Below are 24966 nucleotides of genomic sequence, written 5' to 3'. Positions count from 1 at the left end.
CATGGGGGAACGCTGGCGTGCCCGACTGGCGACGGGCCTGGTGGCCGCGGTCGGCTGGGTCGGACTGGTGGTGCCGGCCGCGCCGGCCCGGGCGGCGGAACTGCCGTCGGGCGGGATGACCGGGGCCGCACTCACGACGCTCTTCAACAACTACGGCAACACCAGCGGGCGCTGGAGCGGGGCGGACAGCACCGCCTCGGTGGCGCTGCCCGACGGGCGGATGGCCTGGCTCTTCTCCGACACCATGCTGGGCACCGTCAACGCGGACTTCAGCCGGCCCCGGAGCAGTCCGATGATCAACAACTCGGCGGTGGTGCAGGACGGGACGGCGCTCACCTCGACCGTCCACGGTGGCACCACCACCGCCCCGCAGTCGCTGATCCCGTCCGGGGTGACCGGCGAGTGGTACTGGATCGCCGACGCGACGGTCGAGGGCAACTCGGTCCGGGCGCTGGTCAACCGCTACAAGCGCACCGGCGAGGGCAGCCTCGACGTGGTGCTGACCGGCACCGCGCTGGCCACCCTGGCGCTGCCCGGCCTCACCACCACCGCGGTCACCGAGCTGCCGCTGGGCGACACCGTCGCGTGGGGCGCCGCGGTGCTGGAGGACGGCCCCTGGACGTACGTCTACGGCTCCGAGTACGTGGCCGCCGACCAGCAGCGCTTCGCCCACCTGGCCCGGGTGCCCGCCGGCGGGCTCACCGGGGGTTGGCAGTTCTGGACCGGGACCGGCTGGTCCAGCGGGGTCGCCACCTCGGCGCGGCTGCCGCTCTCCGGCGTCGGCACCGCGTTCGGCGCGCAGCGGGTGGGCGACCAGTACGTGGTCGTCACCGTGCAGGGCAACGTCACGTTCGGCACGCAGGTGATCGCCTACACCGCCGCCTCGCCGACCGGCCCGTTCAGCGGCCCGATCGACCTGTTCACCGCGCCCGAACCGGCGGCGCGGCAGGGCGTGATCGTCTACGACGCCCGGCTCCACCCGGAGCTGGCCCCGTCCGGCCGGCTGCTGGTGTCGTACAACGTGCACAGCCTCAACGACGACGACCTGTACAGCGACGCCCGGATCTACCGGCCCCGCTTCGTCGACGTCGCCTGGCCCCCGCCGGCGCCCGACCCGGCGCTGCTGCCCGCCGCCCCGGCCAACCTGACCGCCACCGCCGACCCGACCGGCGCGGTCCACCTGTCCTGGCCGGCGGTCACCGGCACCGGGATCAGCTACGAGGTGCACCAACGCGACGTCACCGTCGGCCAGACCCACTTCGCCCGGGTGGCCCAGCCCACCGGGACCAGCGCCGACCTGGGCGGCACGAAGACCGGTCACACCTACGAGTACCGGGTCACCGCGCGCAACGCCACCGGCTCCGGGCAGCCGTCCCCGACCCGCAGCGTCGCGGTGACCATCGCGCCGCCGCCCGCCCCGGCCAACCTGACCGCGACCGCCGGCACCGACGGCTCGGTCAAGCTCACCTGGTCGGCCGTCCCCTACGCCTGGCGCTACGACGTGCAGCGGCGGGACGTCACCGCCGGGGAGACCGAGTTCGCGCCGGTCAACGACAACAACCCGGTCGACCTGACGGTCACCGCCACCTGGCTCACCAAGGACCACGAGTACGAGTTCGTGGTCACCGCGAGCCACGGCGGCGGCGAGTCGCCCCGGTCGGCGCCGGTCCGCGCCACCGCCCGGTACGCGGTGCCGGCCGCGCCGACCAACCTGACCGCCACGGCCCGCGCCGACGGCCAGATCGACCTGGCCTGGCAGGGCCCGTCCGAGGGGGTGCACTTCCTGGTACGCCAGCGGGACGTGACCGCGGGCGAGACCGAGTTCACCCAGCTGCCGCTGCCGATCACCACCTGCTGCGCGATGACCGCCGGTTACCTGCTCCACGGCCACCAGTACGAGTTCACGGTCAGCGCAAGCAACCTGGGTGGCGAGTCGGCGGTGTCGAACACCGCCCAGGCCACCTCCACGTACCCGAGGCCGGCGGCGCCGGGCACCCTGACCGCCACGGCCGGTGACGGCCAGGTCCAGCTGACCTGGGGCGCGAGCACCACCCCGAACGCGTGGTACTGGGTCTACCGGCGGGACGTCACCGAGGGCGAGACCGCGTTCACCCAGCTGCCGCTGCCGGTCGCCACCTGCTGCACGGTGAACATCGGTTACCTGGCCAACGGGCACACCTACGAGTTCAAGGTGACCACCACGGCGCAGGGCGGCGAGTCGCTGCCGTCGAACGTGGTGCAGGCGACGCCGCGCCGCCCGCTGCCCGGCCAGGTGACCGGGCTCACGGCGACCCCGCAGAGCGACGGGAAGATCAAGCTGACCTGGACCAAGCCGGGGGACGACCTCTACTACTGGGTCTACCAGCGCGACGTCACCGCCGGCCAGACGAGCTTCACCAAGCTCTCGATCCCGGTGACCACCTGCTGCACCTTCAGCCCCGGGCTGCTCGCCCACAACCACGTGTACGAGTTCAAGCTGGCGGCGAACAATGAGACCGGCGACGGGCCGACCTCGGCGGTGGTCCGGGCCACCGCGTTCTACCAGCCGCCCGCCGCGCCGACCGGGCTCACCGCGCTGGCCGCCGGCGACGGCAGCATCGACCTGGACTGGAACCCGGTGGGACCGGACGTCTTCTACTGGATCTACTACCGGGACGTGACCGCCGGGCAGACCGCCTTCACCCGGTCGGTGTACCCCACCGACCGCACCTCGGCCACCTGGGGCTCGCTCGTGCACGGGCACGTCTACGAGTTCAAGGTGACCGCCGACAACGCGGGTGGTGAGGGGCCCGCCTCGAGCACCGTACGGGAGACCTCGGTCGGCGGGCTGCCCCAGGCGCCGTCCGGGCTGACCGCGAGCGCGGGCGACGGCAAGGTGACGCTGCGCTGGACCGCCAGCGCCACCGCCAACGTCTACTACTGGATCGAGATGCGCCCCGCCGGGGGCACCTGGAAGCGCCTCCAGTACCCGGTCAACACCTGCTGCTCGTTCACCGTCGACCTGCTCGAGAACGGCACCACGTACGACTTCCGGGTCCGGGCCAACAACGTCTCGGGTAACTCGCCGGCCTCCAACGTGGCCAGCGCCCGGCCGCTGCCGCCGCTGCCCCAGGCACCGTCCGGGCTCACCGCGAGCGCGGGCGACGGCCAGGTGACGCTGCGCTGGAGCGCCAGCCCCAGCGGGAGCGTCTACTACTGGATCGAGATGCGCCCCGCCGGCGGCACCTGGAAGCGCCTCCCGTATCCGGTCAACACCTGCTGCTCGTTCACCGCCGGCCTGCTCGACAACGGCACCACGTACGAGTTCCGGGTCCGGGCCACCAACCTCGCCGGTGACTCGGGAGCGACCAACACGGCCAGCGCCCGGCCCATGCCGCCGCTGCCCCAGCCACCGAGCAGCCTGACCGCCACCGCCTCCGGGGACACCGCCGCCAAGCTCTCCTGGCGGGCCAGCAGCACCGGCAACGTCTACTACTGGATCTACTACCGGCTCGCCGGGACGTCCGGCTGGACCAAGGCGCAGTATCCGCTGAGCACCTGCTGCACGTTCACGATGAGCATGCTCACCCCGGGCAGGACGTACGAGTTCCAGCTCAAGGCGGAGAACCTGACCGGCTACAGCTCGGCGTCGAACACGGCGAGCGTGACGTTGACCATCACGGCCCCGGGCACCCCGCAGGACGTGCGGGCGGTGCCGCAGACCACCTCCTCGGACGTCCGGGTGTCGTGGAACGCGGTGAGCGCGGCGACCGGCTACTCGGTCGAGGTGAAGGCCTGCCGGGGTGACTCGTGGCGACTGGTCGGCTTCATGATCACCACCAACTACGTCACCATCCGCTATGCCGCCGGCTGCTACCAGTACCGGGTCATCGCCGACCGGTACGGCAAGCAGGGGTACGCCTCGTCCGGCAAGTTCGCCTTCGGCACGGTCGACGACTACCCGTGGGGGTCCGGCTTCCCCTGGATCGACCGGTACGGCTTCGTGCTCCAGCAGTGCACGTCGTTCGTGGCGTCCCGGGTCTACAAGTACATCGCCCACGACCCGCCGGGCTTCACCTCGCTCAACTACTGGCACGCGAAGAACTGGGACGACGCCGCCCCGAAGCACGGCGGCATGGTCTCGCAGACCCCCGCGGTGGGCGCGATCGCCCAGTGGAACGGCGGCGACTACGGCCACGTCGCCTGGGTGTCCGGCATCGACGGGTCGTACATCATCATCGAGGAGTACAACTACACGAACCCGAGCGCCTACTCCCGGCGCCGGATCCCGGCCTCCAGCGTGGACAACTACCTCTCGGTGATGTGACCGGCGCGGGGCCGGGCGGCGCGCCGCCCGGCCCCGCGCACCGCGTTCAGTCCGTGGCGGCGCCGAAGGCGGCGAGCTGGTCGGCGTACTCGATCCGAGTGGCCCAGTCCGTCGGCCAGGCGGCCATGCCGTGCGCGGCACCCACGAAGGCGCCCGCGAGCGCCGCGATGGAGTCGGAGTCGCCGGCCGTGGTCGCACCGCGGGCCAGCGCGCCGACCGGGTCGTCGGCGTGCCACAACGCGCAGAGCAGGGCCGTGGCCAGTGCCTCCTCGGCGATCCAGCCCTCGCCGGTGAGCCGGCACGGGTCGCCGCCGTCATCCGGGCCGGCCAGCGCGGCATCGAGCCGGCCGAGCACCTCCAGGCACTCGTCCCAGCCCTGGGCGATGAACTCCCGCGGTGTCCCGGCGTCGCCCGGCCGCTGCCACAGGTCGCCGAGCCAGTCGCCCCGGTAGACGGTGCGCTGCTCGTGCGCCCGCTCGGTGAGCAGGCCCGGCAGGTCGGCCAGCGCGGCGCCGTCGCGCAGCAGCCGGACCGCGTACGCGGTCAGCTCGCTGGCCGCCAGGCCGGTCGGGTGGCCGTGGGTCAGGCCGGCCTGGAGCTGGGCCAGCCCGGCGAGGGTGTCCAGGTCGACGGCGAGCAGCCCGACCGGGGTGACCCGCATGTTGGCCCCGCAGCCCTTGGAGCCGGCCACGGTGGCCTCCTGCCAGCGCAGCCCTCGGCCCAGCTCGCCGCAGGCCCGCAGGCAGGTCATGCCGGGGGCCCGGTTGTTGTCAGGGCTGGCCGCCCAGTCGAGGAAGCGCTGCCGCAGCAGCGGCTCCACCACCTCCGGCGAGTAGCCGGACGCGTCCCGCAGCGCCCCGGCGACGGCCAGCGCCATCTGGGTGTCGTCGGTGACCAGCGCCGGGTCACCGACGAGCTCCCGGGGGCCGGCCGGCCCGTACCGCCGGACGATCTCGGCGACGGTGAGGAACTCGGTCGGCTTACCCAGCGCGTCGCCGAAGGCGAGGCCGAAGAGCGAACCCGAGGCGCGGCGCGGCGGGAAGTCGGTCACGGCGTGATCATGCCGGACCGACGCAACCCGCGCCGGCCGCGCCCGGGCCGGCTCGGCCAGCCGGTCAGTCCCAGCAGAGGCAGAACGGATGGCCCACCGGGTCGGCGTAGACCCGGAAGCCGTCGCCCTCGCCCGGGAGTCGCCGGGCGCCCAGGGCCAGCGCCGCCTTCTCGGCCGCCTCGATGTCGTCCACCGTCACGTCGAGGTGGAACTGCTGCGGCCGCTCCGGGTCGGGCCAGGCGGGGGCGCGCAGGTTGCGCGCCCGCTGGAAGGCGATGCGGGGCTGGTGCCCCGGCGGGCCGCCGAGCACGACCCACTCGTCGCCCTCGGAGCTCTCCTCGACCAGCGGGAGGCCGAGCAGCTCGGCGTAGAAGCCGGCCAGCGCGCGCGGATCAGGGCAGTCGATCACCACGGAACGGAGCTGTCCAATCATGCCCGTCATCCTGCCCAGCGGGTACGACAGGAAACCTCACTCCTCCTCGGACAGCCGCCGCCCGGCGTCCCGGCAGGCGGCCAGCACGGTCCGGACGTATCCGGGGGTGGCGCCGGCCAGGCCGCAGGCGGGGGTGACCACCACCTGCTCGGCGAGCCGGCGGCGGGGGAAGCCGAGCTGGTCCCAGAGCCGGCGTACCCGCTCGGCGACCTGGGCCGAGGTCGGCGCACGACCGGTGGACGGCGGCACCGCGGGCGCGGCCCCGGCCAGCAGCCCCAGCCCCGCGTCGATCGCCTCACCGAGCGGGTCCAGCTCGGTGACCAGGCCCAGGTCGAGCGCGACGGCCACGGCACCGGCATCGCGGATCAGCGCCACCGGCACGTCCGGCGCGCAGCAGTGCACCACCGTCGGCACTCCGACCGCCTCGAGCACGCCGCGCAGCAGCGCCGCGGCGTCCCCGGACACCACCGCCCGGTAGGTGCCGAGGCCGCTCTCGGTGGGTACCCGCCCGGCCAGCACCGCCGGCAGGGACGGCTCGTCGAGCTGGAGCAGCACCGACGCCCGGGGCAGCCGGCGGGCCACCGCCGCGACGTGCCCGCGCAACCCCTCGGCCAGCGAACCGGCCAGGTCGCGGACCGCGCCGGGATCGCGCAGCACCCGGCCGCCGAGGGGCAGCTCCAGCGACGCGGCCAGGGTGAACGGCCCGGCGGCCTGGATCTTGACCGGGCCGGCGTACTCCTCGGCCTGCTCGGCGAGCTGGTCGAGGTCGCGCTCCATCAGGTCGCGGGCGCGGCGCAGGTCCTTGCCGGGCCGCGGGGCGATCCGCCAGCGGGCCGCGTACAGCTCGACCGGCAACTCGGCGAGCAGCCCGCCGGTGCGCCCGATCAGGTCCGCGCCGGGGCCCCGGGCGGGCAACTCCGGCAGGTGCGGCAGGGCGGGCAGTTCGCCGAGCACGATCCGCTGCGCCTCGGCGATGTCGGTGCCGGGCAGCGAACCGATCCCGGTCGCCGCCCCCGCGGGCCAGGGCCATGTCTGATCACTCACCGCCGAAGACTAGCCGCTGCCGCGCCGCGCCGGCGCCGGCGCGGCGGGTGGTCGCCCCGGTCCCGCGTGCCGCCGAAGGACGATTCGCCCGCCCGCCCGCCCGAGACCGAGCCGGCGGGCCGGACCAATCCGGAGCGGCCGGCGGCCGACGGTCAGCCGGTGATGGTGGCCGAGCCGAGCACGACGTCGCCCGCCGGGTCGGGGCGGTACGCCACGATCGCCTGGCCGGCGGCCACGCCCCGGACCGGGCGGCGCAGGTCGGCGTGCAGGGCGTCGCCGTCCAGCGACACCGTCGCCGGCACCACGTCGCCGTGCGCCCGCAACTGCACCTCGCACTCGATCGGGCCGGTCGGCCGCGCGCCGCCGGTCCAGACCGGGCGGGTGGCCCGCACCCGGTCGACCTCCAGCGCCTCGGCCGGGCCGACGGTCACCGTGTTGGTAATGGGCGTGATGGAGAGCACGTAGCGGGGGCGGCCGTCCGGGGCGGGCCGGTCCAGGTGCAGGCCGCGCCGCTGCCCGACGGTGTACTGGTAGGCGCCGGAGTGGCTGCCGACCACCGCGCCGGTGAGCGCGTCGACCACCTCGCCGGGGGCCTCGCCGAGCCGCTGGGCCAGGAACCCCCGGGTGTCGCCGTCGGCGATGAAACAGATGTCGTGCGAGTCGGGCTTGTCGGCCACCGCGAGGCCCCGCCGGGCGGCCTCGGTCCGGACCTCGGCCTTCGTCGAGTCGCCGAGCGGGAAGATCGACCGGTCCAGCTGCGCGCGGGTCAGCACCGCGAGCACGTACGACTGGTCCTTGGCCGCGTCGACGCTGCGCCGCAGCAGGCCGTCGGCGCCCAGCCGGGCGTGGTGGCCGGTCACCACGGCGTCGAAGCCCAGGGCGACGGCCCGGTCCAGCACCGCGGCAAACTTGATCTTCTCGTTGCAGCGCAGGCACGGATTCGGGGTACGGCCGGCCGCGTACTCGGCGACGAAGTCGTCCACCACGTCGGCGTGGAACCGGTCGGCCATGTCCCAGACGTAGAAGGGGATCCCCAGCACGTCGGCGGCGCGGCGGGCGTCCCGGGAGTCCTCCAGCGTGCAGCAGCCCCGGGCGCCGGTCCGGTAGGTCTGCGGGTTACGGGCCAGCGCCAGGTGCACGCCGGTCACGTCGTACCCGGCCTCCACCGCGCGGGCCGCCGCCACCGCGGAGTCCACCCCGCCCGACATCGCCGCCAGAACCCTCACCAGCCCACTCCCCTCGTCCTCACCGAGGGTATCCGGGTCAGCGGGGGGTACGGAGGGCGGCCGCGCGCCGGGCCCGGTCGACGGCCGCCGGCAGCGCGGCGATCAGCGCGTCGACGTCCTCCCGGGTGCTGGTGTGGCCGAGGGTGAAGCGCAGCGAGGAGCGGGCCCGGTCGTCGTCGGCGCCCATCGCCAGCAGCACGTGCGAGGGCTGGGCCACCCCGGCGGAGCAGGCCGACCCGGTCGAGCAGGCGATGCCCTGGGCGTCGAGGAGGAGCAGCAGGGCGTCCCCCTCACAGCCGGGGAAGGAGAAGTGCGCGTTGCCCGGGAGCCGGTCCACCGGGTCGCCGTTGAAGATCACCTCGGGCACCGCCTGGCGGACCCGCTCCACCAGCTCGTCGCGGAGCGCGGCGACGTGGGCCGCGTACTCCTGCTGGCCCTTCACGGCAGCCTCGACGGCGACCGCGAAGGCCACGATGCCGGCGGTGTCCAGGGTGCCGGAGCGGACGTCCCGCTCCTGGCCGCCGCCGTGCAGCAGCGGGGTGGCGGCGACGTCCCGGGCGAGCAGCAGCGCGCCGACCCCGGTCGGGCCGCCGAGCTTGTGGCCGGTGACGGTGAGCGCGGAGACGCCGCTGGCCGCGAAGTCGACCGGCACCTGACCGACCGCCTGGATCGCGTCGGTGTGGAACGGCACCCCGTGCTCGGCGGCGACGGCGGCCAGTTCGGCCACCGGCTGCACGGTGCCCACCTCGTTGTTGGCCCACATGGCGGTGACCACCGCGATCCGGTCGCCGTGCGCGGCCAGCTCGGCGCGGAGCTGCTCCGGGTCGAGCCGGCCGGCGGCGTCGACCGGCAGCCAGCCGACGTCGGCGCCCTCGTGCCCGGCCAGCCAGTCGACCGCGTCCAGCACGGCGTGGTGCTCGACCGCGCTGGAGACGACCCGGTTGCGCTCGGCGTGGGCGGCGCGGCGGGCCCAGAAGACCCCCTTGACGGCGAGGTTGTCGCTCTCCGTGCCGCCCCCGGTGAAGATCACCTCGGAGGGGCGGGCGCCGAGCACCGCGGCCACCCGCTCGCGGGACTCCTCCACCCGGCGTCGGGCACGCCGGCCCGCCGCGTGCAGCGACGACGCGTTGCCCACCTCGCGGGCGGTGGCGACGTACGCCTCGAGTGCCTCGTCGAGCATCGGGGTCGTCGCCGCGTGATCCAGGTATGCCATCACCGTTCAGCCTAACGGCCGACGGGCGCGCCGCCGGATGCCGGACCGCCCGTCCCGTACGGGGTGGCGGTCCGGCCGCTCCGGCGGCGCGCCCGCGCGCCGACCCGGTGCCGTCACGCGGGCACGGCGGTGACCACGATGTTGTCCCGGTAGTGCCGGGTCTTCGGGTCGAACGGGCCGCCGCAGGTGATCAGGGTCAGCCGGGGGCGACCGTCGCGGGCAAAGTACCGGTCCAGCGGGATCCTGGTCTTGGCGTACTCCTCCCGGGCCACCACCCGGTAGCGGCGTTCCCGGCCGTCGGCGCCGGTGACCGTGAGGAGATCGCTCCGGTCCAGGTCACGCAGCCGGAAGAAGGCCCCCCTGCCCTGCTCGGCGCTGTCCACGTGGCCGGCGATCACCACCGAGCCGGTGGTGGCCTCCAGCCCGGGGCCGTAGCGGTACCAGCCGACCTGGTCGACGCTCGGCGGCACCTCGAACTCGCCGGTGCGGGCGTTGACCCCGACCGGGTTGACCGTGGCGGTGACGCCGATCGCCGGGACGCGCAGCTTCGTCGGCGGGACCGTGGCGTCCGCCGGCAGGGTGCCGGTGTTGACCGGCACCCGGCCGGTCGTGCCGGTGGCCGTGGCTGCCGGCGTGGCGGTGGCGCTGGCCAGCGCCGACGCCTCCGCCGCGCCGACCGTCCCGGCCGGGCGGGAGCCGCACGCGACGAGGCCGGCGACGGTCAGCGCGGCAGCGCCGGCGGCCATGGCCGCCAGCGCCCCGCGGTTCCGCACCGTCATCGGCGCCCGGTCCGGGCGGTGGCGACCCGCGCCCCGCCGCCGACCAGGAGCAGCACGCCGACGCCGGCGAGCAGGTACCACCAGGTCCGCACGCCGGTGCCGGCCTGACCGCCGGTGCCGCTGGGCACGCCGCCCGGCGCGGAGTGCAGGCCGCTGATGGTCTGGGCGACCAGCGTGAGGTTCTTGTCCTCGGCGGAGCCGATGGCGTAGACGATCGTCGCGGTGCCCTCCTTGAGGGTGAGGTCGGCCGGGCCGATCGCCACGGTGTCGGTGCCGGCGAGGACCACGTCCGCCTTGACGGTGCCCGCGTCGATGTCGGCCTTGGCCTCCTTCGGGTTGGTGAGGCCCGGGAAGACCGGCTGACCACCGGCGCGCACGTCCACGGCCGGGGCGGCGGCGGTGTGCCGGACGATCAGCCGGGCCTTGCCGGCGCCCACCTTGGACACGTCGTTGACGAACGGGGTGATCTGCGGCTTGCCGTCGGCGCTGAGGTGCGCGGCGAGGCTGATGTTCGCCCCGCCCGGGACCTTGGCGTCGTCGACCTTGAGGATCGCCTGGTCGAGCGCCTCGCCCGGCTTGGTGAGCGCGATGTCGTAGTCGCCCTCCGGCAGGCTCAGCGGGCCGGCCACGTCACCCGGCTTGAAGTTGTCCAGCGTCTTCTTGCCGTTGACGTACACGTCGACGGGGGTGTCCGGGATGCCGTGCACGACCGAGACCTTGCTGCTGGCCGCGTACGCCGGGGTGGCGCCGGCGGCGAGGCCGCCGGCGAGGGCCAGCGCGGCGACCGCGCCGCCGGCGGCGACCCGACGGATGGATACGAGCTGCATTGCGTGCCTCCTGATAGTTCGTGCTGGTTCGTCACGCCTGGTTGCAGAACGGGTTACGCCCGCTCCGCCGCCGCCGGATGCGCCCGGATCGGATTTCTTTTTTCCGCCCCCGGCCGCATCCGGGGCCGCCTTCCGGAGCGAAGAGCAGGTGCGGGCACGAGCAGGAGAGGTCGGCCGGGAGAATGGGGCGAGGGCTGTGGCGGTTACAGTCGGGCATGCCCCAAAGGCGAACCACCCGGTGACGGGGGTGCCGAGACAGCCGGAGCCACCGGGCGACGACGAGCTGGCCGAGCGTTTCCGCGCCGGCGAGGAGGCTGCGCTGCGCGAGGCGTACGACCGCTACGGCCGGGCGGTGCTGCACCTGGCCAGCAGCACGCTGGCCAACCGCAGCGACGCGGAGGACGTGACCCAGGCGACCTTCGTGGCCGCCTGGCTGGGCCGGGAGACGTTCGACCCGACCAAGGGGTCGCTGGTCGGCTGGCTGCTCGGCATCGGCCGCCGCAAGGTGGTCGACCGGATCCGGGCGGTCGCCCGGGAGACGCGGGTGGTCGAGACGGTCAAGCAGCTGCCCGAGCCGGTGCCCGGCGGGCCCGACCCGGACGCGGTGGTCGACCGGCTGGTGGTCGCCGACGAGCTGGCCCGCCTCCCCGACGACCAGCGGCGCATGCTGGAGTTGGCGTTCTACGACGACCTGACCCACCAGCAGATCGCGACCGTGACCGGAGTCCCGCTCGGCACCGTCAAGAGCCACATCCGACGCGGGATGCAGAGCCTCAAGCGCAGATGGGAGGTGGACGGTGCCCCACCTGGAGCACGACCGGCTGGTCTTCCTGGCCCTCGGTGAGAGCGAGGCGGCGGGTGGCGAGTCCGCCCACCTCGAGACCTGCGAGCACTGCCGGGCCGAGCTGGCGACGCTGCGACACGTGGCCGGCCTGGGCGCGGACACCCAGGGGCTGGGCAAACTGCCCGACCCGCCCGAGCACGTCTGGCAGGGCATCGTCACGGAGATCCGGGCCGCCGAGGAGCTGCCCGCGCTCGCCGAGCGGCGCGCGGCCCGGCCGCCGGCCGAGCCCGGCCCGCGGGTCACCGCGGCACCGGCGGCGGCCCGGGGCGGTGCGCGGTGGCGGCGCTGGGCGGTCACCGCGGTGACCGCGACGGCGGCGGCCGCGGCCGGCGTGCTCGGCACGGTGGCCGTGCTGCGGTCGGATGACCCGGACCCGCCGCAGCCGGCGGTGCTGGCGAGCGCGGCGCTGAGCGCGTACGGGCAGACGCCGAAGGACGCGGCCGGGGACGCGCGGGTGCTCGGGGACAACCGACTCCACCTGCACGTCACGAATCTTCCGGAGGTCCCGGGGTACTACGAGGTCTGGCTGATCGATCCGGGGACGATGAAAATGTTCTCGGTCGGTACGCTGAGCAAGGGTTCGGGAGACGAGTTGCTGCCGATGCCCGCGAACGTGGACCTGCGCACCTTCTCGGTGGTCGACATCTCCGCCGAGCAGTACGACAACAACACCCGCCACTCCGGCGACAGCCTGTTGAGGGGCACCCTGACGAGCTGATCGGCGGGCCGGCTCAGCTCCCCGGCCCGCCGATCAGCTCCCTTCCGCCGCTCCGGAAGGGCCGCAACGCACAGAGCCGCCGCCCGGATCACCGGGCGGCGGCTCTGTGCGTGGGTCAGCCGGGCGGGCTCACTTGCGCTTGCGGATCTCCTCGGCGGCCTGCGGTACGACCTTGAACAGGTCGCCGACCACGCCGAAGTCGGCCAGCTCGAAGATCGGCGCCTCGGCGTCCTTGTTCACCGCGACGATGGTCTTCGAGGTCTGCATGCCGGCCCGGTGCTGGATCGCGCCGGAGATGCCCAGCGCCACGTAGAGCTGCGGGGAGACCGTCTTGCCGGTCTGGCCGACCTGGAACTGGTGCGGGTAGAAGCCGGAGTCGACCGCGGCACGGGACGCGCCGACCGCGCCGCCGAGCAGGTCGGCCAGCTCCTCGACCAGCTTGAAGTTGTCGGCGTTGCCGACGCCGCGACCGCCGGAGACGACCACCGACGCCTCGGTCAGCTCCGGGCGCGAGCCCTTCTGCTCGGCCACCCGCTCGACGACCTTGGCCAGCTTGTCCGCGTCGGTGACCGAGACGGTGAGCTGCTCGACCGCCGGGGTGGCGGCGGCCGGGGTCGGGTTGAGCGAGTTCGGCCGGACGGTGACCAGCGGCAGGCCCTTGGTGACCTTGGACTTGACGATGGTGGAGCCGGCGAAGGCGACCTGGGTGGCGGTGCCGTCGGCGTCCAGCGCGACCACGTCGGTCAGGATGCCGTTGTCCAGCTTCACGGCCAGCCGGGCGGCGATCTCCTTGCCCTCCTGCGACGAGGCGAGCAGCACGGCGGCCGGCTGCACCCGGTTGACCAGCTCGGCCAGCACGGTGGCCTTGGGGGCCACCAGGTAGCCGTCGATCTCCTCGCCCTCGGCGGCGTAGATCTTCGCCGCGCCGTACTCGCCCAGCTTGGCGCTGAGCGCCTCGGCGGCGCCGGCGCCGCCGAGCACCACGGCGCTCGGGGTGCCCAGCTCGCGGGCGAGGGTGAGCATTTCCAGGGTGACCTTCTTGACGCCGAATTCCTTGGTGGCTTCGACGACGACGAGAACCTCAGCCATGTCCAGACCTCTCACACGAACTTCTCGGTGGCGAGGAACTCGACCAGCTTGACGCCGCCCTCGCCCTCGTCGGTGATCTTGGCGCCGCCGGAGCGCGGCGGGCGCTTGGAGTGCTCGACCACGGCGCTGGTGGCGCCGTCGAAGCCCACCTCCGCGGGCGCGACCCCGAGGTCGGCCAGGGCGAGCGTCTGCACCGGCTTCTTCTTGGCGGCCATGATGCCCTTGAAGGACGGGTAGCGCGGCTCGTTGATGGTGTCCCAGACGGAGACCACGGCCGGGGTCGAGGCGGTGACCACCTCGTAGCCCTCCTCGGTCTGCCGCTCGACGGTCAGGGTGGCGCCGTCGACGGTGAGCTTGCGCGCGCCGGTCAGCGCCGCGACGCCCAGCCGCTCGGCGATCATGTGCGGCATGACCTGGACCCGGCCGTCGGTGGACTCGGCGCCGCAGATCACCAGGTCGGCGCCCAGCTGACCGAGGGCGGCGGCGAGCACCTTCGAGGTGGTCACGGCGCAGGACCCGTGCAGGGCGTCGTCCACCACGTGCACGGCCTTGTCCGGCCCCATGGAGAGCGCCTTGCGGATCGACTCGGTCGCCCGGTCCGGACCCATGGTCAGGATGGTGACCTCGCCGCCGTGCGCCTCCTTGATCTTCAACGCCTCCTCGATGGCGTACTCGTCCATCTCGTTGATGACGTTGTTCGCCGAACCGCGGTCGACGGTGTTGTCGTCAGCACGCAGGTTGCGGTCCGCGCCCGAATCGGGCACCTGCTTGACGAGTACGACGATGTTCATCGCGCTTCGACGACCCTCCTGTTTGGTGTAGCGATCTCTCGCCCGGTCACGGGCGCAGCCTCGCGCGTGACTTAACGTTCGGTCAACCGCGCGCAACTGTGCAGTTGCCCACGGGGGCAATGTTACCCGCAAGTAGCATTGCCTCTCCCGAGCCCCAGAGTGACACAGCTCACCGGAGCCCGCGCCGCCGGGTAAGCTGCCAGAAAAGGGAGGTGACGGATATGTCCGACTCTGCTCGCCGCGCCGGGCGGCGCGGCCCGGCCGAGGCTGTCGCCGCCTCCCGCCGGGCCTGCCGCCGGATGATCCCGGACACCTACCGGTGCGCCTGCGGCCGGGTGCGCGACCGGTGCGTCCGCGCCAGCGTCCGGGCGCTCTGGTCGGGCGAGCCGGTCAGGCCGGCTCGGCCAACGCCTGCCTGATCTTCTCGATCACCGCCGCCTCGGCCGGCGCCACCCCGCGGTGCGCCTGCGCCACCCGGTCCGCCGCGGCCAGCACCACCGACCGGTACGCCGCGACATCCCCCGGCGACTTGGCAAGCAGGATCCGCACCGCCCGGCCCAGCGCCGGCAGCACGGTCGCCTCGACCTCCAGCGCGGAATCCCGGGGCAGCTGCGGCAGCGGCCCGGTGGTCAGCGCCGCCCGCACCACCCCGCTGGCGTCGGCGAGCGCCCCGGACGCGGCCATGCTCTCCCGCACCATGGCCAGCATCCCGGGCTCGGCGTTGGAGACCAGGAAGACGGCCCCGAAGGCGCCCGTCCGGAGGGTCAGCTGCTCGTCCGCCGTCAACGGTTCCATGATCACGGAGTGTAGACGTACGGGGTGGTGGTGGTGACCGCAACGAGCCCGAGCCGCTCCAGGATCGGCCGGCTCTCCGGCGAGCAGTCCACCTGCACCAGGGTCTTGCCGCGCTGCTCGGCCAGCCGCGCCCGGTACGCCACCAGCGCCCGGTAGATGCCCTTCTTCCGCCACTGCGGCAGCGTCGAGCCGCCCCAGAGGGTGGCGAAGCCGGTGCCCCGCTGGTAGCGCACCCAGCCCGCGCTCACCACGGTGCCGTCCGCCTCGGCCACCACGATCGTGATCGACTGCGGGTCCGCCTCGATCTCCCTGGCCAGTCCGGTCACCAGATGGCTCCGGTCCGCCTGCCAGACCTCCTCCTCCATGGCGGCGATCCGGTCCAGGTCCGCGCGGGCGGTGACCTCGCGCAGGCGTACCCCCTCGGGCAGGACCGGAACGGCGCCGGCCAGGGCCGCGACCGGCCCGACCACGACGGTCTCCAGGTCTTCCGGCACGAAGCCGGCGGCGCGCAGCCGGTCGCCCAGGTCGGCCGGCTCGTCGTGGCCGGTCAGCTTCCACTCGACCGACTCGCCCCGGGCGCGGAAGAACTCGACCTGCCGGGCGATCAGGGCGTCCAGCTCGGCGCCGGCCAGCCCGTCCAGGGTCCGGTACGTGATGAAGCCACCCCGGTCCAGGTTGAGGACCCGGAACAGCGGGCCGTCCCGGTCGATGATCACCCCGGCCGACACCGGGTCCGGCAGCTCGGGTCGGATCTGCGTGTCATAGGCGTCGCGCAGGCGTCGCGCGTCAAGATCGGTCATCCCCTCAGGCTAGGCACCGGGCAAAGCGGATAATCGACGACGTGTGGCAGATGATCAGACGCTGGTTCGACCCGCGCGAGCTGCGGTCGGTCGGCACCACCCCCGACTACCGCTTCTCGCTGGCCAACGAACGGACGTTCCTGGCCTGGCTGCGGACCGGGCTGGCGCTGATCGCCGGCGGGCTCGCCGCCGCGCAGTTCCTGCCGCAGCTGGCCCTGGAACACCTGCGTGAGGTGATCGCCGTCACGCTGCTGCTGCTCGGGGCCGCCGTGGCGATCCGGGCGGTGGACCACTGGGCCCGGACCGAGCGGGCGATCCGGCTGGGCGAGGAACTGCCCGCCTCCCGCTTCCCGGCCATCCTCGCCCTGGTCGTGGCGCTCGGCGCGCTGCTGCTGGTCGCCGCCGTGCTGACCCGGGCCCTCGGGTGACCCGCGACCCCGGGCTGCAGCCGGAACGGACCCGGTTGGCCTGGCGGCGCACCCTGCTCTCGCTCACCGCGGTCACCGTGCTGGAGGTGCGGCTCTCGCTCACCGGCGGGACCGTGGACGCGCTGCTGGGCGGGGTGGCCGTGCTCGGCTGGCTGGCCATCCTGCTGGTCACCTGGCGCCCGGCCACCGGCACCGGGCTGCGCCGCGCGCCGCGCTGGGCGCTCCCGCTCACCGCGCTGGCCGCCGCCGGGTCCGCCCTGCTCGGCGTCCTGCACGTGCTGAGCGGGCTGCGCTGACCGGCACCGGTGGTCCATGATGGCCGGCATGGTTCGCCTGTACGGGCTTCTCTTCCTCGCCGAGGTCGTGCTCGCCATCTGTGCCCTGATCAGCTGCCTCTCCGCCGAGGAGGGGGAGATCCGGGCCCTGCCGCGGGTCGCCTGGGTGCTGATCATCCTGTTCTTCCCGCTGGTCGGGTCGATCGCCTGGTTCGTCGCCGGGCGGGAGCCGGCCGGGCGCCGTCCCCGTACCGCCTGGCCGGTCGGGAACGGCTTCGCCGAAACCGAGCGCCGCCGGCCGGTCGCGCCGGACGACGACCCGGAGTTCCTGGCCGCGCTGAAGGAGCAGGCCCGCCGCGACGACCAGGACCTGCTCCGCCAGTGGGAGGCGGACCTGCGCCGCCGCGAGGAGGAGTTGCGCCGCCGCACCGACGACCGGGACCGGCCGGAGGTCTGAGCGCCGCCGGCGTGCCCCGGGCGGGCAGAATCGACGCCGTGCGGATCAACCTGCTCGGGCCCCTGGAGCTGCGCACCGACGCCGGCACACCGGTCGAGGTCGGCGGCGCCCGGCTGCGCCGGCTGCTGATCCTGCTGGCGCTGGAGCCGGGGCGCACGGTCACCGTCGGGCGGCTGGCCGACCAGGTCTGGGCGGGCGACCCCCCGGCGGGCCCCGCCAACGCGTTGCAGGCCCTCGTCTCCCGGCTGCGCCGCGCCGCGCCCGGGCTGCCCGTGGAGGCCCGGGCCGGCGGCTACCGGCTGGCGGTCGCGCCGGACGAGGTCGACCTGCACCGGTTCGAGACCGCCGTGCTGGCCGGGCGGGCCCGGCTCGCCGCCGACCCGGCCGGCGGGCGCCGGCAACTCGCCGAGGCGCTGGCGCTGTGGCGGGGGCCGGCCCTCGCCGACGTGGCCGACGCCGACTTCGCCCGGGCTCCGGTGGCCCGCCTCACCGAGCTGCGGCTGGCCGCCACCGAGGACCTGGTCGAGGCGGGCCTGGCCACCGCGGAGGCGCCCGCGGCCCTGCTGCCGCAGCTGCGCGAGCTGGCCGCCGCCCACCCGCTGCGGGAACGCCTGGCCGAGCTGCTGATCCGGGCCCTGCACCGGGCCGGCCGGCCGGCCGAGGCGCTGGCCGAGTACGGCCGCCTGCGCACCGCCCTGGCCGACACCCTCGGCACCGATCCCGGACCCGGGCTGGCCGCCCTGCACCTGGAGATCCTCCGCGGCACGCCGCCCGCCGCCCCAGCCGACCCGGCGCCCGCGCCGGCCGACCCGGCCCCGCCGACCGCCCCGGCCGACCCGGCCCCGCCGACCGCCCCGGCCGACCCGGCCCCGCCGACCGCCCCGGCCGACCCGGCCCCGCCGACCGTCCCGGCCCACCCGTCGCCCGCGGCCGGGAACCTGCCCGCCACCCTGACCAGCTTCGTCGGCCGGGAGGAGGCGGTGACGCGGGTCGCCGCGCTGCTCGACCGGCACCGGCTGGCCACGCTCACCGGCCCGGGCGGGGCGGGCAAGACCCGGCTGGCCGTGGAGTCGGGCCGGGCGGTGGCCGGGCGCTTCCCGGGCGGGGTGTGGCTGGTCGAACTGGCCCCGGTCACCGACCCGGCCGAGGTGCCGCCGGCCGTTCTCGCCGCGCTGGGGCTGCGCGAACACGCGCTGCTGGCCCGCGCCGGGCGCGGCGTTCCCGAACCGGCCGAGCCGGTCGACCGGCTCGTCGAGGCGCTCGCCGGCCGGACCGCCCTGCTCCTGCTGGACAACTGCGAGCACCTGCTCGACGCGGCGGCGGCGCTGGCCGAACGGCTGCTCACCGCCGGGCCGGGACTACGGGTGCTGGCCACCAGCCGGGAGCCGCTGGGCGTCACCGGCGAGGCGCTGTGTCCGGTCGAGTCGCTGGCGTTGCCGCCGGCCGACGCCGACCCGGCGACCGCGCTGGCGTACCCGGCGGTGCGGCTCTTCGCCGACCGGGCCGGCGCGGCCCGCCCGGACTTCGCGGTGGACGGCGGCACGGTCGGCCCGGTGGTGCGGATCTGCCGCGCCCTGGACGGCATGCCGCTCGCCATCGAGCTGGCCGCCGCCCGGCTGCGCGGGATGACCGCGGCGCAGGTCGACGCCCGGCTGGACGACCGGTTCCGGCTGCTCACCGGCGGCAGCCGGACCGCGCTGCCCCGGCACCAGACGCTGCGCGCGGTGGTGGACTGGAGCTGGGACCTGCTGGACGGCGGGGAACGGGCGCTGTGGCGGCGGCTGGCCGTCTTCGCCGGCGGCGCGACCCTGGACGCGATCGAGCGGGTCTGCGCCGACCCACCCGCCGGGACGGCCGTCGGCCCGCCCGCCGACCCGCCCGCCGGCACGGCCGACCGGACGCCCGGCGGAACTGCCGCCGGGGCGACCGACGGGGCCGCACCGGCAGCCGTCGCCGACGTGCTCGACCGGCTCGCCGCGCTGGTGGAGAAGTCGCTGGTGGTGGCGGGCGGCGCCGAGCCGCGGTACCGGATGCTGGAGACCATCCGGGAGTACGGGCTGGCCCGGCTGGTCGAGGCGGGCGAGGCCGAGCGGCTGCGGCGCGCGCACGCGATGGATTACCTGGCGCTCGCCGAGACCGCCGAGCCGCGACTGCGTACCGGCGCCCAGCTCGACTGGCTGCGCCGGCTCGCCGCGGACCACGACAACCTGCACGCCGGCCTGCGCTACGCCGTCGCCACCGGGGATGCCCCGGTCGCCGTCCGGTACGCCGCCGCGCTCGGCTGGTACTGGTGGCTCAGCGGTCAGCGGGCCGAGGGCGCGGAGCTGGCCGCGCAGGTCCTCGCGCTGCCCGGGCTGGCCGACCGGGCCGCCCCGGACCGGCTCGCGGTGGCCCTGACCCTGGCGGCGCTGAACCTGGTCTCCACCCACAACGACCTGCCCACCGGCATGGCCTGGCTGGAGCAGGCGGCGGAGCTGTCCGTCGGCCACGAGTCGCGGCATCCGGTGCTGCGGCTGGTCGGGTTGGTCGTCGCGGCGTTCCGCGGCGGGCTGCCGCCGCGAATCCCGGACGAGCTCACCGCGCTCTTCGCCGACCCCGACCCGTGGGTGGCCGGCACCGCCCGGATGTTCCACGCGCACACGATGCTGAACGCGGGCCTGCCCGACGAGGCGGCCGAGGTGGACCTGCGGGTCGGGCTCGACCACTACCGCGCGGTCGGGGACCGCTGGGGCATGTCGTTCGGCCTCACCTCGCTGGCCGACCTGCTGGACCGGCGGGGTGAGGCGGCCCGGGCCACCCCGTTCCACGAGGAGGCGCTCGGCTACTTCGAGGAACTGGGGGTCCGGGACGACGTACCGGAGATGCGGCTGCGCCTGGCGCACAACCTGTGGCGGCGCGGCGATCGGGGCCGGGCGCTGGCGGTGCTGTCCCGGGCCGCGCGGGAGGCGGAACGCGGCGGCTCCGACGAGACCCGGGCGGCGGTCGCCCTCGGCCGGGCGGAGGTGCTGCGTGCCCAGGGCGACCGGGCCCGGGCGCGGGACTGCCTGCGGGAGAGCTTCCGGCTGATCGGCGACCGGCACGTCGCGCCGCAGTGGCGCGCGCTGCACGCCACCAGCCTGGCCATGCTGGACGCGCTCGACGGGGACCTGGTCGGCGCGCGCGGCCAGCACGACCGGGCGCTGGAGCTGGCCCTCGGCTCGCAGGACGCCCCGGTCGTCGGCGCGGTGCTGGTCGGCTACGCCGACCTGGCGGTCCGGCTGGGCCGCCCGGCCGCCGCCGCCGCGCTGCTGGGCGCGGCGAGCGGCGTGCGGGGCGGCCCGGACCACGCCATCCTGGACCGCCCGGCGGTGGAGGCCGCCGCCCGCGCCGCGCTCGGCGAGGCGGGCTTCGCCGAGGCGTACGCGGGCGGGCTGGGTTACCGGTTGGAGACCGCCGCGGAGGCGGTCCGGGTCACACTCGGCGGCTGAGCGCCCGCACCGACAGCGGCGCGAACACCAGCAGGATCCCGGCGGCCCAGAGCAGCGACTGCCCGACCGGGCCGGCTACCGGCCCACCGACCAGCAGCCCGCGCAGCGCGTCGGCCAGGATCGTCACCGGGTTGACCTCCACCCAGTGCTGCAACCAGGTCGGCATCTGGTCGGTCGGCACGAAGACGTTGCTGGTGAAGGTCAGCGGGAAGATCACCGTGAAACCGAAGATCTGCACCTTGTCGGGCTCGCTGACCAGTACGCCGACCAGCACCGAGATCCACGAGGCGGCGAGGGAGAAGACGAGCAGCAGGACCAGCGCGCCGAGCAGCCCGGCCGGGCCGTTGCCGAGCCGGAACCCGAGGATCATGCCGACCCCGAGCAGCAGCGCCAGCGACCAGGCCTGCTTGACCGTGTCGGCGACGATCCGGCCGGCCAGCGGCGCCCAGCGCGCCACCGGCAGCGCGCGGAGCCGGTCGAAGACGCCCTTGGTGAGGTCCTGGTTGAGCCCGAACCCGGTGGTCATGGTGGCGAAGAGCGCGGTCTGCACGATGATGCCGGGCAGCGCGAACTTCAGGTACGTCCCGGGTGAGCCGGAGATCGCCGTGCCGAAGACGTAGGTGAACAGCAGCACGAACATGACCGGCTGCACGCTCAGGTCGAGCAGCTCCATCGGGTTGTGCTTGATCTGCACCAGGCTGCGCCAGGCCAGGGTGAGGGTGTGCCGCACGCCGGCGAGCAGCCCCGGCCTGCGGGCCGGCGCGACCGGGGACGCGGTGGCGGTGAGGGTGCTCATGCCGGGCTTCCTTCCAGGGTCGGGGTGTCCTCCTCGGCCCGGTGGCCGGTGAGGGAGAGGAAGACCTCGTCGAGGCTGGAGCCGCGCAGGGCCAGTTCGGCCACGCGTACCCCGGCGTCGTCGAGGCGGCGGACCACGGCGGGCAGCACCTCCGGGTCGCTGACCCCGACGGTGACGGTCTGGTTGGCCACCTCCGGGGTGGCCCGGGCCACCTCGCCGGCGACGGCGAGCACCGTGGGCAGGTCGGCCGGGTCCGCCGGCCGGACGGCGAGCACCTGCCCGCCCACCTTCGCCTTCAGCTCCTCGGGGGTGCCCTGGGCGATGACCCGGCCGTGGTCGACCACGGCGATCTCGCCGGCGAGCTGGTCGGCCTCCTCCAGGTACTGCGTGGTCAGCAGCACGGTCACCCCCTCGGCGACCAGGGTGCGGACGATGTCCCACAGCTCGTTGCGGCTGCGCGGGTCGAGGCCGGTGGTCGGCTCGTCGAGGAAGAGCACCTGCGGCCGGCCGACCAGGCTGGCCGCCAGGTCGAGGCGGCGGCGCATGCCACCGGAGTAGGTCTTGGCCGCCCGGGCGGCGGCGTCGGTGAGCTGGAAGTCGGCGAGCAGCTGCCCGGCCCGGGTCCGGGCGTCGGCCCGGGACAGCCCGAGCAGCCGGCCGATCAGCAGCAGGTTCTCGGTGCCGGTCAGGTTCTCGTCCACCGAGGCGTACTGGCCGGTGAGACCGATCAGCTGGCGCACCCGGTGGCTCTCGCGGCGCACGTCGTACCCGCCGACGGTGGCGTGCCCCTCGTCTGCGGCGAGCAGGGTGGCCAGCACCCGGACGGCGGTGGTCTTGCCCGCGCCGTTCGGCCCGAGCAGCCCGAACACCGTCCCGGTGGGGACCACCAGGTCCACCCCGGCCAGCGCGGTGGTCGCGCCGAAGCGGCGCACCAGACCCTCCGCGCGGATCGCGTATGTCATCGACAACTCCTGTCGTTCTCGCTGGTCACCCCACGATGAGCGACGGCGCTGACGTTACGGCGACAGCCGCTGACATTCCGCTGATTTAGGCCGCGGGCAGAACGACGCGACCGCCGCCGCCGGTCACCCGGCGACGGCGGTCGCGGTGTCGAGATCAGGCCAGGTTCGACGACCGGGGGTACGCGTCGGCCGGGTCGGTCAGCACGTTGACCAGGTACGGCACGCCGGCGTCGAAGGCGCGGGTCAGGGCCGGACCGAGGTCGGCGGCCTTCTCCACCGTCTCGCCGGCCCCGCCGAGCGCCTCGACCACCCGGTCGTAGCGCAGGCCGGGCTGGAGGTCGGCGGCGACGTCGTAGCCGTACATGGCCCGCATCGGGTGCTTCTCCAACCCCCAGATGCCGTTGTTGCCGACCACGATGACCACGGGCAGCCGCTGCCGGGCCAGGGACTCGACGTCCATCAGCGAGAACCCGGCCGCGCCGTCACCCATCAGCACGCAGATCTGCCGGTCCGGGTGGCTGACCCGGGCGCCCATGGCGTACCCCAGGCCGGTGCCGAGGCAGCCGTACGGGCCGGGGTCGAGCCAGGTGCCGGGCTGGGCCGGCTCCAGGTACTTCCCGGCGTACGAGACGAAGTCGCCGCCGTCGCCGATGGTGATCGCGTCGGGGGCGAGCACCTTGCGCAGCTCCCCGTAGACCCGGGCCGGGCGGATCGGGTCGGAGTCGGCGGCCATCGCCTCGGCGTCGCGGGCCTTCGCGGCGTCCTCGGCGGTACGCAGCTCGGCGATCCAGCCGGCGTGGTCGGCCCGGTCGCCGGGGTGTTCGGCGAAGGCGGTGAGGATCAGCCGGAGGTCGCCGGCCGGGGCGGCGGCGGGTGTGACGTGCCCGGCGCGCTGGCTCGGCGCGTCGACCACGTGCACCACCTGGGCGTCGCCGAAGTCGCCGAAGGCGAGCCGGAAGTCCAGCGGGGTGCCGATCACCACGACCACGTCGGCGCCCTTGAGCGCGACCCGGCGGGCCTTGGCGAAGGCGAGCGGGTGCTGCGGCGGCAGGGCGCCCCGGCCCATGCCGTTGGTGAAGACCGGCACCTGGAGGGACTCGGCGGCGACCCGCAGCGCGTCGACCGCGTCGCCCGCGTAGACGTCGGAGCCGGCGATGATCACCGGGCGGGACGCGGCGGCGATCAGCCGGGCCGCCTTCGTGACCTCCTCCGGGTCGGCCTCGATCGGGGCGACCGGGGTGACCGCGGGCAGCTCGGCGTCGCCGACGGAGAAGACCGCCTCGAGGGGGAAGTCGAGGAAGACCGGGCCGCGGTGCGGGGTGAGCGCCGTGGTCAGCGCCGCGGACACGGCGCGCGGGATGTCGTCGGCGCCGAACACGGTCTCGGCGTGCTTGGTGACCGGGGCGACCAGCGGCAGGTGGTCCATCTCCTGGAGGCTGCCGGAGCCCCAGCGGAACTGCGGGGCCCGCCCGCCGAGCACCAGCACCGGGGAGGCGTTGAAGTAGGCGCTGGTCAGGCCGGATACGCCATTGGTGACGCCGGGGCCGGCGGTGAGCACGGCCAGGCCGGGCCGGCGCTGGAGCTTGGCGACCGCCTCGGCGGCGAAGACCGCGGACTGCTCGTGCCGGACGTCGTAGATCGGGAAGCCGGTCCGGTGCGCCGCGTCGTAGAGCGGGAAGACGTGCCCGCCGGAGAGGGTGAACATCTCCCGTACGCCGTGCGCGCGCAACGCCGCCAGCGCCAGCTCCCCGCCGTGCCCCTCGACCCGTTCCGTCATGGTCACTCCCCTTCGTCCAGGACCGGAGTCACACGCTACTGGCCGGTAGGCGAGATGTGAACAGCTCTCGGGTCGACGGCGGGGTGGCGCCGCCGACCCGGGAACGCGGTTCAGCGGCCGGTGAAGCCGGGCTTGCGCTTCTCGACGAAGGCGACCATTCCCTCGCGCCGGTCCTCGGTGGCGAAGAGCGCCGCGAAGAGCTGGCTCTCCCAGGCCAGGCCCGAGTTGAGGTCCATGTCCAGGCCGCCGTCGACAGCCAGCTTGGCGGCCCGCAGCGCCTGCACCGGGCCGGTCAGGAACGGCGTCACGTAGGCGACGGCCGCCTGGTAGACCTCGGCGGCCGGGACCACCTGATCGGCCAGGCCGATCCGCAGGGCCTCCTGGGCGTCGACCATCCGGCCGGTCATGACCAGGTCCTTGGCGCGGGCCGGGCCGACCAGCCGGGCCAGCCGCTGGGTGCCACCCGCACCCGGGATGATGCCAAGCTTGATCTCGGGCTGGCCGAGCTTGGCGTCCTCGGCCACGATCCGCCAGTCGCACGCGAGGGCCAGCTCGCAGCCGCCACCGAGGGCGTATCCGGTGATCGCGGCGACCACCGGCTTGGGGATCCGGGCGATCGCGCCGAGCGCGCTGGACAGGTCGGCGGCCCGCTCCGCCATGTCCACGTAGGACATGTCGGCCATCTCCTTGATGTCCGCGCCGGCCGCGAAGACCTTCTCCCCGCCGTACACGATGACCGCGCGGACCTCGGCGTCGGCGGTGGCCGCGGCCGCGGCGGCGCGCAACTCCTCCTGCACCTGGGTGTTGAGCGCGTTCATCGGCGGCCGCTCCAGCCGGATGGTGCCGATGCCGTCCTTCACTTCCAGCCTGACCAGCTCGCCCACGCTG

Annotated in this window: 22 protein-coding genes; 7 read left to right on the top strand and 15 right to left on the bottom strand. The window is 74.8% G+C overall.

From position 1 onward, the window contains the following. The first annotated feature begins 1 nt into the window (after window position 1). Complete coding sequence (locus ACIBPB_RS26250; RefSeq protein ID WP_396842121.1) at window positions 2-4306, top strand: fibronectin type III domain-containing protein; 4305 nt, start codon at window positions 2-4, stop codon at window positions 4304-4306. Between the two features lie 46 nt (window positions 4307-4352). On the opposite strand, the gene ACIBPB_RS26245 is transcribed toward ACIBPB_RS26250, so the two are convergent. The 7 genes from ACIBPB_RS26245 to ACIBPB_RS26215 all read right to left on the bottom strand — a co-directional run bounded on the left by ACIBPB_RS26245 (window position 4353) and on the right by ACIBPB_RS26215 (window position 10879). Then, window positions 4353-5357 (bottom strand): ADP-ribosylglycohydrolase family protein, encoded by a 1005-nt coding sequence (locus ACIBPB_RS26245; protein ID WP_396842120.1) that lies wholly within the window; start codon window positions 5355-5357, stop codon window positions 4353-4355. A gap of 64 nt (window positions 5358-5421) precedes the next feature. Beyond that, window positions 5422-5790, bottom strand: a complete 369-nt coding sequence (locus tag ACIBPB_RS26240) for a VOC family protein (RefSeq protein WP_396842119.1) — start codon at window positions 5788-5790, stop codon at window positions 5422-5424. A 36-nt stretch (window positions 5791-5826) separates the two neighbouring features. Then, window positions 5827-6834, bottom strand: a complete 1008-nt coding sequence (locus tag ACIBPB_RS26235) for a methionine synthase (protein WP_396842118.1) — start codon at window positions 6832-6834, stop codon at window positions 5827-5829. A gap of 152 nt (window positions 6835-6986) precedes the next feature. After that, window positions 6987-8060: a tRNA 2-thiouridine(34) synthase MnmA gene (mnmA, locus tag ACIBPB_RS26230; RefSeq protein WP_396842117.1), complete on the bottom strand. Its 1074-nt coding sequence runs from the start codon at window positions 8058-8060 to the stop codon at window positions 6987-6989. 37 nt (window positions 8061-8097) lie between these two features. Further along, complete coding sequence (locus ACIBPB_RS26225; protein ID WP_396842116.1) at window positions 8098-9273, bottom strand: cysteine desulfurase family protein; 1176 nt, start codon at window positions 9271-9273, stop codon at window positions 8098-8100. A gap of 113 nt (window positions 9274-9386) precedes the next feature. Next, complete coding sequence (locus tag ACIBPB_RS26220; RefSeq protein ID WP_396842115.1) at window positions 9387-10052, bottom strand: class F sortase; 666 nt, start codon at window positions 10050-10052, stop codon at window positions 9387-9389. Continuing rightward, entirely contained in the window at window positions 10049-10879 is an 831-nt protein-coding gene (locus tag ACIBPB_RS26215; protein WP_396842114.1) for a DUF4397 domain-containing protein, read from the bottom strand. Before ACIBPB_RS26215 ends, ACIBPB_RS26220 begins: the two co-directional genes overlap by 4 nt. A gap of 238 nt (window positions 10880-11117) precedes the next feature. On the opposite strand from ACIBPB_RS26215, the gene ACIBPB_RS26210 reads away from it, so the two are divergent. Beyond that, window positions 11118-11723 carry an RNA polymerase sigma factor gene (locus ACIBPB_RS26210; protein ID WP_396842113.1) on the top strand — a complete coding sequence of 202 codons (606 nt, stop codon included), beginning with the start codon at window positions 11118-11120 and terminating at the stop codon, window positions 11721-11723. Next, entirely contained in the window at window positions 11677-12441 is a 765-nt protein-coding gene (locus ACIBPB_RS26205) for an anti-sigma factor (RefSeq protein WP_396842112.1), read from the top strand. The genes ACIBPB_RS26210 and ACIBPB_RS26205 overlap by 47 nt, the downstream gene beginning before the upstream one ends. Before the next feature lie 129 nt (window positions 12442-12570). Here the strand turns inward: ACIBPB_RS26205 and ACIBPB_RS26200 are convergent, their stop codons facing one another. The 4 genes from ACIBPB_RS26200 to ACIBPB_RS26185 all read right to left on the bottom strand — a co-directional run bounded on the left by ACIBPB_RS26200 (window position 12571) and on the right by ACIBPB_RS26185 (window position 15916). Further along, window positions 12571-13530: an electron transfer flavoprotein subunit alpha/FixB family protein gene (locus ACIBPB_RS26200; RefSeq protein WP_396842111.1), complete on the bottom strand. Its 960-nt coding sequence runs from the start codon at window positions 13528-13530 to the stop codon at window positions 12571-12573. A gap of 11 nt (window positions 13531-13541) precedes the next feature. Beyond that, window positions 13542-14321 carry an electron transfer flavoprotein subunit beta/FixA family protein gene (locus ACIBPB_RS26195; RefSeq protein ID WP_357317487.1) on the bottom strand — a complete coding sequence of 260 codons (780 nt, stop codon included), beginning with the start codon at window positions 14319-14321 and terminating at the stop codon, window positions 13542-13544. Window positions 14322-14711: 390 nt separating this feature from the next. Next, window positions 14712-15116, bottom strand: a complete 405-nt coding sequence (locus ACIBPB_RS26190; RefSeq protein ID WP_396842110.1) for a hypothetical protein — start codon at window positions 15114-15116, stop codon at window positions 14712-14714. Window positions 15117-15118: 2 nt separating this feature from the next. Then, window positions 15119-15916, bottom strand: a complete 798-nt coding sequence (locus ACIBPB_RS26185) for a GNAT family N-acetyltransferase (RefSeq protein WP_396842109.1) — start codon at window positions 15914-15916, stop codon at window positions 15119-15121. A 50-nt stretch (window positions 15917-15966) separates the two neighbouring features. On the opposite strand from ACIBPB_RS26185, the gene ACIBPB_RS26180 reads away from it, so the two are divergent. Genes ACIBPB_RS26180 through ACIBPB_RS26165 form a run of 4 tightly spaced genes read left to right on the top strand, consistent with a single transcriptional unit; the run spans window position 15967 to window position 20543 of the window. Beyond that, window positions 15967-16344 (top strand): YidH family protein, encoded by a 378-nt coding sequence (locus ACIBPB_RS26180; RefSeq protein ID WP_396842108.1) that lies wholly within the window; start codon window positions 15967-15969, stop codon window positions 16342-16344. Further along, the gene (locus ACIBPB_RS26175) at window positions 16341-16640 is read left to right on the top strand and encodes a DUF202 domain-containing protein (RefSeq protein WP_396842107.1); all 300 of its coding nucleotides are present in this window, start codon (window positions 16341-16343) and stop codon (window positions 16638-16640) included. The genes ACIBPB_RS26180 and ACIBPB_RS26175 overlap by 4 nt, the downstream gene beginning before the upstream one ends. Window positions 16641-16668: 28 nt before the next feature. Beyond that, the gene (locus ACIBPB_RS26170; RefSeq protein WP_396842106.1) at window positions 16669-17076 is read left to right on the top strand and encodes a PLD nuclease N-terminal domain-containing protein; all 408 of its coding nucleotides are present in this window, start codon (window positions 16669-16671) and stop codon (window positions 17074-17076) included. Between the two features lie 38 nt (window positions 17077-17114). Beyond that, on the top strand, window positions 17115-20543 hold the full coding sequence (locus tag ACIBPB_RS26165) for an AfsR/SARP family transcriptional regulator (protein ID WP_396842105.1): 3429 nt from the start codon (window positions 17115-17117) through the stop codon (window positions 20541-20543). On the opposite strand, the gene ACIBPB_RS26160 is transcribed toward ACIBPB_RS26165, so the two are convergent. The 4 genes from ACIBPB_RS26160 to ACIBPB_RS26145 all read right to left on the bottom strand — a co-directional run bounded on the left by ACIBPB_RS26160 (window position 20527) and on the right by ACIBPB_RS26145 (window position 24962). Next, on the bottom strand, window positions 20527-21339 hold the full coding sequence (locus ACIBPB_RS26160) for an ABC transporter permease (protein WP_396842104.1): 813 nt from the start codon (window positions 21337-21339) through the stop codon (window positions 20527-20529). The two genes, ACIBPB_RS26165 and ACIBPB_RS26160, sit on opposite strands and share 17 nt — an antisense overlap. Next, the gene (locus tag ACIBPB_RS26155) at window positions 21336-22301 is read right to left on the bottom strand and encodes an ATP-binding cassette domain-containing protein (RefSeq protein ID WP_396842103.1); all 966 of its coding nucleotides are present in this window, start codon (window positions 22299-22301) and stop codon (window positions 21336-21338) included. The genes ACIBPB_RS26160 and ACIBPB_RS26155 overlap by 4 nt, the downstream gene beginning before the upstream one ends. A 154-nt stretch (window positions 22302-22455) precedes the next feature. Then, the gene (locus tag ACIBPB_RS26150; protein ID WP_396842102.1) at window positions 22456-24078 is read right to left on the bottom strand and encodes an acetolactate synthase; all 1623 of its coding nucleotides are present in this window, start codon (window positions 24076-24078) and stop codon (window positions 22456-22458) included. Window positions 24079-24188: 110 nt separating this feature from the next. Then, window positions 24189-24962, bottom strand: coding sequence for an enoyl-CoA hydratase/isomerase family protein (locus ACIBPB_RS26145; protein ID WP_396842101.1), 774 nt, complete (start codon window positions 24960-24962; stop codon window positions 24189-24191). Window positions 24963-24966: the final 4 nt, after the last annotated feature.

Source organism: Micromonospora sp. NPDC049836 (assembly GCF_044465125.1).
In the GTDB taxonomy this organism is placed as follows: domain Bacteria; phylum Actinomycetota; class Actinomycetes; order Mycobacteriales; family Micromonosporaceae; genus Micromonospora.
This window is presented reverse-complemented; position numbering and strand designations above follow the sequence as displayed.

Excerpts from the sequence above, each read along its gene's own strand:
- ACIBPB_RS26250 (WP_396842121.1), top strand. The coding sequence starts at position 2 with ATGGGGGAACGCTGGCGTGCCCGACTGGCGACGGGCCTGGTGGCCGCG.
- ACIBPB_RS26240 (WP_396842119.1), bottom strand. The coding sequence starts at position 5,790 with ATGATTGGACAGCTCCGTTCCGTGGTGATCGACTGCCCTGATCCGCGC.
- ACIBPB_RS26225 (WP_396842116.1), bottom strand. The coding sequence starts at position 9,273 with ATGGCATACCTGGATCACGCGGCGACGACCCCGATGCTCGACGAGGCA.
- ACIBPB_RS26220 (WP_396842115.1), bottom strand. The coding sequence starts at position 10,052 with ATGACGGTGCGGAACCGCGGGGCGCTGGCGGCCATGGCCGCCGGCGCT.
- ACIBPB_RS26215 (WP_396842114.1), bottom strand. The coding sequence starts at position 10,879 with ATGCAGCTCGTATCCATCCGTCGGGTCGCCGCCGGCGGCGCGGTCGCC.
- ACIBPB_RS26200 (WP_396842111.1), bottom strand. The coding sequence starts at position 13,530 with ATGGCTGAGGTTCTCGTCGTCGTCGAAGCCACCAAGGAATTCGGCGTC.
- ACIBPB_RS26195 (WP_357317487.1), bottom strand. The coding sequence starts at position 14,321 with ATGAACATCGTCGTACTCGTCAAGCAGGTGCCCGATTCGGGCGCGGAC.
- ACIBPB_RS26190 (WP_396842110.1), bottom strand. The coding sequence starts at position 15,116 with ATGGAACCGTTGACGGCGGACGAGCAGCTGACCCTCCGGACGGGCGCC.
- ACIBPB_RS26185 (WP_396842109.1), bottom strand. The coding sequence starts at position 15,916 with ATGACCGATCTTGACGCGCGACGCCTGCGCGACGCCTATGACACGCAG.
- ACIBPB_RS26180 (WP_396842108.1), top strand. The coding sequence starts at position 15,967 with ATGATCAGACGCTGGTTCGACCCGCGCGAGCTGCGGTCGGTCGGCACC.
- ACIBPB_RS26170 (WP_396842106.1), top strand. The coding sequence starts at position 16,669 with ATGGTTCGCCTGTACGGGCTTCTCTTCCTCGCCGAGGTCGTGCTCGCC.
- ACIBPB_RS26160 (WP_396842104.1), bottom strand. The coding sequence starts at position 21,339 with ATGAGCACCCTCACCGCCACCGCGTCCCCGGTCGCGCCGGCCCGCAGG.
- ACIBPB_RS26155 (WP_396842103.1), bottom strand. The coding sequence starts at position 22,301 with ATGACATACGCGATCCGCGCGGAGGGTCTGGTGCGCCGCTTCGGCGCG.
- ACIBPB_RS26150 (WP_396842102.1), bottom strand. The coding sequence starts at position 24,078 with ATGACGGAACGGGTCGAGGGGCACGGCGGGGAGCTGGCGCTGGCGGCG.